Here is a 4,090-nt window from a genome sequence, read left to right as displayed (position 1 = left end):
AGCTGGAAATTAATTTAATACAATTTTTGTCGTGTACTTAGAAAAATCACTACAAGTAGTGACTTTTTATTCAAATTTAAACAATAATTTCACAATCGTTTATTCGATGGTTTTGTTTGTTAATTCGTAATACTAACGTATAAAATTCGTAATTATTTAAAAACTGTTCAGTGTTAAAATTTTGTAGTCACTTGGTTTATTTTTTGCTTATGAATTATTATACAGTCTTTTAATCAGATCAGTTTGTTGATTCTAGTAGCAAAGAAAAGTCTTTTAATATACAATAGTGTACATCATCTAAACATTAAATCTGAAAACTACTAGCGTCCAATGTCTAAATATGTAAATTAATTTGAAAATGAAAACAATCAAAATTCTATTCCTATTAGTAGCGATGCTAGTAGGTAGTGCAATTAGTGCGCAAAACAACTACAGCGAATGGCTGTACCTTAGAGGCGATAAACCGGTACAATTTCGGTTAGAAAAAACAAAAGTTGAGGGCAACAAAGTATTCTACCAAATTCATTTACGATTGAACAAAGAAGGTGCTGGCTATTGCACCCATGAATTGTGCTACGGTTATGTTATTTATTTACCTATTTATGAATACGATACCGATACCAAAACAGGAAAAGCAACCGATTTACATTTTAAAATGCCAAAAGAGTTTACAGGAGAATACACCATTCCTACTGAATTTTATACAGTAAATAAAGCTGAATCTAATGGAGTAATCTCTTACTGGGATCATGACAAAAATTATCCTATGCAGAAAGTGATTTCCAATGGAGAAATAAGACAGCAGCTTGAGTTTCTGAGAGGGTGTGTAGACACGAAAAGGGTAAACAAACCTTATGATGACCAATGCAATTTTAAAGGATTTAAAGAATCTGAAGCTATTGAAATAAAATAAACATTTGAAGAGATAACCAATGAAAACAATTCAAATTTTAGTCCTATTCGTTGGGATGTTAGTAAGCGGTGTGGTTAGTGCACAAAGTGGACATAGAGAATGTGCACCCGGATGTATTTCTAACCAAGCTCAAGGCAAAGGAAGAGTAACTTGTATAGACGAAGTCTGTACAATTTGCCATGAAAAACAAGAAAAAGAGCGTAAAGAAAAACTAGAAGCCGACAAACTAGCGGCTCAAAAAAGAGCACAACAAGCTGAACAACGAAAACAACAACAAACTAAATTGATTGCCGATCAAAGAAAACAAGTAGCCATACAAAGACAAAAAGCTAAAGAAAATGAATTGGTTTTGGTCGCGCCAACTCCTAAAATTGATATTAAAAAACTAGATAATAAAAAAACTCAAATTCTAAGTAAAGAAGATAAAGAAATTTTGGATTTAGCAAAAACTTACCGAATAGACATTGAAGGATTCGTAAACATAAGAAATGTAGATTCTAATAATCGACCTCTTTCGGCTTCATACTATGACCGAGTTAAAGATGAAAGAATTATTTTAAAAAAAATAGAACTTGAAAAACCTTATGAATTCTATGAAAATGAGTCTATTTATACAGCTTTAAACAATGATGGGAATTTTATTTCTATTTCTTCTGAATATAATAAAGCCCCAATTTACAGGATAGTTAATTTAAAAGGTCAAGTCTTATTTAGAAATGAGACAGGAATATCTTATTTAGACGAAGGGCTCTACATTATTAGTAAAGATTCATTACCATACAAAGAAATTTTAAATATTAACACTATGAAAAGCTTTCCATTTCCCGAAGAATTAATAACAAATTGGGGCGGTAGTCCTAATAAAAAAAATTCGACAACAAATACAAATGTTCCATACAATGGTTTTAAAATATCTATGTCCAGATATGAGACTTTTAAAAAAAGAGGAATTTACATTTACGCTACCTGGAATTTAAAGATGATAAAAGAAAAAGGTTATGAATTTTATCCTGATAAAAGTTATCCGGGAGCTGATCAAGAATTACCTGTGTCGTATTTAGAAAACAAAGAAAAATGTATTTCTATGTTTATTTTTCTTCATAACATAGAAGATAATGATCAAACTGTTAATATGGTATCTATTTATGGTTTTGATCCTACAAGAGATAAGTTTATTCTTCTCGATAGAATAAATTACAACTTGGATTTAGATTATCATCATCTTTTCTATAAAAAATGGTTTGGAAATTTAAAATAACTACTAAAATATAATGATTATGAAATCAAAAATATTAATATTAATTGTGTTATTTGTTAATTTCCATACAAATGCTCAACAAAACACCTATTTAGATGCATTGAAGCTAAAGGAAATTTACGATGAAGACAAGACTAAGAATATAGGATATTTCCAACTCATCAACGAGATAAATTTTGTTTTATCTAAATACAAATTAAATCTTGACGAATTCAACGGTAATCCATTTTTAACAAAAGATTACTTTCCTAAAGAAAAATATAACTCTAATCCAAAAGTTAATGGAGGAAACGTAAATGACCCTAAAAATTTGGAGTCTTTTCAATTTCTTAATATTACCGATTCAAAGGCATCTGTAACTAATCAACCAAGCTGGCAAACCCTGATAATCAGAGGAACTTCAGACTTTTTAGCAGATAGATTTACTGCAGAATTAATCAGTATGGCTACTAATAATTCATTTGAAAAAATTAAAGAATTAAAAACAGTCAAAAGTCTTTTCCCGAAATCAATGCAGTTAATTAATGAGATTACGGATAAAAACGCTGAAACCACTACATACGCATTAGACTTTAACATCTTAAAAAGTATGGTTAAGAAAGATATTGAGGAAATGCCCAAAAATATTCCTCTTCTTGTAGGTTTAAATTCAACACAAAAAGATTTTTACAATATCGGTTATCAAATAGCAATGCAAACAAAAGAAGGTTCCTCTATTCAACAGATAATTGAAAATTTATCTAATTCTAATGAGATGATCAACCAAGATTTACAACTTGCATTAAAGCGTTTAAATATCTTATCAATAGCTTTACAAAATAAACAAGGTGCAGCTACCATTTGGGTAAATCCATCTAATGATTTGAATTTTTTAAATACTAAAAATGGTAAGGAACTGGTTGCTCGCTATTTTTATGGTTTGCTATATGAACAATTAAAAGATGATCCTATTTTCAAACCTTACACTGAAAATCCAATTCAGTTTGTTGAAATAGTTCAAAGTTTTGGTTCTCTTTTTAACCAATTAAATAACACTTACGAACTACTTAAAAGTAAAGACTTTAATCTAAAAACTACGGAAGATTTCATAACTTACAGTACCAATATAACAAAAAGCATTAATGTTTTTCTAAATACTAAAATCATCAACGATTATTTGAAGATTGACAATATAACTTTTACTTATCTAAATTCTTTTTTAAGTATTCATGAAGCTATCTTAAATAAAGATTATCAAACAGCATTGATGAATACGTATTTCATGCTAAAAGAAACAATGAACCTCGAAGACCTGAGAGGTTTAACCTTTTTATCAGAAATTGCAATGGTAGAAAAATCAGAAGACGTTAGGAAGATTTTAGAATCTTATACACAACCTATTGGCAGCTCATCAATCAAGCGTAAATCAAGTTTTAATATCTCAATCAATGGATATGTTGGTTTATCAGGTGGTATAGAACGAGCATACATAGACGGCAATAGAGATCGTGGAAACTTTGGTTTAACAGCACCAATTGGTTTTACTATTTCAACAAGTGATAAAAAAAGGGCAAATTTTTCAGCATTTTTTAGTGTAATAGATTTAGGAACAATGGTTAATGCCCGATTTAATGATGCTGAAATTGAAACTCAAGATGTAAGAATTGAGCAGTTCTTTGCACCAGGCTTAGGGATTTACTACAATATACAAAAGACGCCAATAAGTTTAGGACTACATTATAGCTACATCAAAAACCTAAAGGAGTTTACACAAAACAATTCAATAGTTGAAAATAACTTTGGAGTAGGAAGATTAAATTTTTCCGTTTTAGTCGACATTCCATTTTTTAACATTTACACCCATTAATCATGAAAAAAATTGCAGTACATATACTATTAACCCGTTGGGTGAAATTAAATTAATTGATTTTTGATGTTAT

At 29.4% G+C, this 4,090-nt stretch carries 3 protein-coding genes; all 3 read left to right on the top strand.

Annotation, left to right across the window (positions count from 1 at the left end):
* The first annotated feature begins 358 nt into the window (after positions 1 to 358).
* From CHX27_RS00520 to CHX27_RS00510, 3 genes are read left to right on the top strand one after another with little or no spacing between them, the layout of a single operon-like run.
* Entirely contained in the window at positions 359 to 913 is a 555-nt protein-coding gene (locus CHX27_RS00520) for a hypothetical protein (RefSeq protein WP_094484837.1), read from the top strand.
* Between the two features lie 19 nt (positions 914 to 932).
* Complete coding sequence (locus CHX27_RS00515; RefSeq protein WP_094484836.1) at positions 933 to 2,171, top strand: hypothetical protein; 1,239 nt, start codon at positions 933 to 935, stop codon at positions 2,169 to 2,171.
* 19 nt (positions 2,172 to 2,190) lie between these two features.
* Complete coding sequence (locus CHX27_RS00510; RefSeq protein WP_133063368.1) at positions 2,191 to 4,017, top strand: hypothetical protein; 1,827 nt, start codon at positions 2,191 to 2,193, stop codon at positions 4,015 to 4,017.
* Positions 4,018 to 4,090 lie beyond the last annotated feature (73 nt).

It is taken from the genome of Flavobacterium aurantiibacter, from assembly GCF_002251775.1.
GTDB classification, from domain to species: Bacteria; Bacteroidota; Bacteroidia; order Flavobacteriales; family Flavobacteriaceae; genus Flavobacterium; species Flavobacterium aurantiibacter.
This window is presented reverse-complemented; position numbering and strand designations above follow the sequence as displayed.

What these genes read in the sequence shown, in the direction of transcription:
- CHX27_RS00520 (WP_094484837.1), top strand. Translation starts at nt 359, where the DNA reads ATGAAAACAATCAAAATTCTATTCCTATTAGTAGCGATGCTAGTAGGT.
- CHX27_RS00515 (WP_094484836.1), top strand. Translation starts at nt 933, where the DNA reads ATGAAAACAATTCAAATTTTAGTCCTATTCGTTGGGATGTTAGTAAGC.
- CHX27_RS00510 (WP_133063368.1), top strand. Translation starts at nt 2,191, where the DNA reads ATGAAATCAAAAATATTAATATTAATTGTGTTATTTGTTAATTTCCAT.